Source organism: Okeania hirsuta (genome assembly GCF_003838195.1).
Classification (GTDB): Bacteria; Cyanobacteriota; Cyanobacteriia; order Cyanobacteriales; family Microcoleaceae; genus Okeania; species Okeania hirsuta.
The window spans coordinates 1-2,120 of sequence record NZ_RCBY01000518.1 but is presented as its reverse complement, the minus strand read 5'-3'; the positions used below and the strand labels follow the sequence as shown (position 1 = coordinate 2,120).

Here is a 2,120-nt window from a genome sequence, read left to right as displayed (position 1 = left end):
CAATAACCCTAATGGTAACCCTTTAGAACCTGCCAATATTTCTATTGATGTTTTTAATCCTCCGGAACCAACTCCAGAACCAACTCCAGAACCAACTCCAGAACCAACTCCAGAACCAACTCCAGAACCAACTCCAGAACCAACTCCAGAACCAACTCCAGAACCAACTCCAGAACCAACTCCTATAAATGAAGATCGTTCATGTCCTCCTCCTCCAACTATAGAACTTGTAGATTTACCTATTTTACCCTCTATAGTTATCGACGAAACAAATCTATTTGAAGAGTTATTCTTCGGTACAGAAGCAAGTGAATTGATTAAGATCAGCAACATCAGACAACCTTTTGATGCCTTGGGTGGAAATGACACAGTAGAAGGTGGTGATAGCGATGATATTATTTATGGTGGTGAGGGTGAAGACGTAATTTTTGCTAACCGTGGAGATGATTTTGTTAATGGCAAAGAACAAAAGGATTTTATTAACTCAGGAAAACAAAACGATATAGTTCGTGGTGGTAAGCAAGATGATGTAATCTGGGGTGATATAGGCAACGATCTTGTTCTAGGTGACAAAGATAACGACGTTCTTTGGGGTGGTACCGCTGGTGGTACTGACAAAGACTTTACTGGTAGCGATACTATGAATGGTGGAAGGGGTAATGACTCCCTCAACGGCAACCGTTACAAAGATCTGCTCATGGGTGGTAAGGATAATGATGAAGTCCGTGGTGGAAAAGAATCAGATACTCTTTTCGGACAGGAGGGGAACGATTCACTCATGGGTGAAAATGGTGACGATCAAATTGTTGGTGACCCTAGTTCAAATTTATCAGAAGAGGAAGTAGGAGAAGATTCTGTTTATGGCGGTCGAGGTAACGATGTCATGCAAGGCAGTCGTGGAAACGATGTCATGTACGGTGGTAAACAAGATGATTTCATCTATGGTGGTAAGGATGATGATTCCATGTTTGGCGACCAAGGAGACGATACCTTGTTAGGGGAGGAAGGAGATGACACAATCTATGGTGGCAACAATAGTGTTACTGATCCTGATGTATTAGGAAAGGACTTGATTTCTGGTGGTGCCGGAAATGACTTCCTCAGTGGTAACTATGCTGCAGATACTATCCTTAGTGGTGAAGACAATGATACTTCACGAGGTGGTAAGGGTGATGACTTAATATATGGTCAGCTAGGAGACGACCTCATGTTTGGCGATCAAGATAATGATACTCTCTGTGGCGGTGAAGGTAATGATACTCTCTATGGAGATAACCCCGAACTTGTAGCAGCAGTTGGCACACAAGGCCAGCAAGACGAGTTGTTTGGTGGCACAGGAGACGACCTCATGTTTGGCAATCAAGGTGAGGATCAATTGTTTGGTGAAGATGGTAATGACACAATGTTAGGTGGTGAAGATAACGACAGCTTGTTTGGATCGTCAGGAAATGATTCTCTCCTTGGAGAAGCAGGTGATGACTTCTTGAGTGGTGGGGAAGGTGATGATACTTTCACTGGAGGTAGTGGTGGCGATCGCTTCCTAATCAACCTTAACCAAGGAGCAGATATCATCACCGACTTCGATATCAATCAAGACTTCCTCGTATTAACTGATGGACTGACTACTGATGAACAGAACTTAACAATCAATCCTGTTGGAGACAACATTTCTATTTTCTGGAACGATCAACTTTTAGTTACTCTAGAAAATTTGTCTGCGACCTCAGGGCAAATAGCATCTCGCTTAACTACTCTCAATGATTCCTTTTTCATCTAATAAATGAGAAGAGTCTACAACTTCGCATAATTTGAAGTAGGGGTAAGTTGGCAGTATTAAAATGGTAGTCCTGCTCGCGTAATGGTAAATAGGAATAAGCAATTGGTAATGCGGATATCCTGCCCGCGAAGGGAGCAAGATGCTCCCACTACCGTGTCTGGTATAGCGCTGGGCGCAGGAAACAGGCAATAGGGAACAGCTCATTTGGGGGAATAATATCATGTCCGGATAATCAGTGATAAAAAACCTTTTCCCTTCTAACCTTTTCTTTCCTTCTGCCTCCTGCCTCCTGCCTTCTGCCTTACCTCCTCCAAAGTGTTAAGTATTCAACCGGACATGATAT

The 2,120-nt window shown here is 43.0% G+C and carries 1 protein-coding gene; it reads left to right on the top strand.

Annotation, left to right across the window (positions count from 1 at the left end):
- Positions 1–1,777 (top strand): calcium-binding protein (locus tag D5R40_RS32430; RefSeq protein WP_134239668.1); only part of this gene is annotated, 1,777 nt, incomplete at its 5' end.
- Positions 1,778–2,120: the final 343 nt, after the last annotated feature.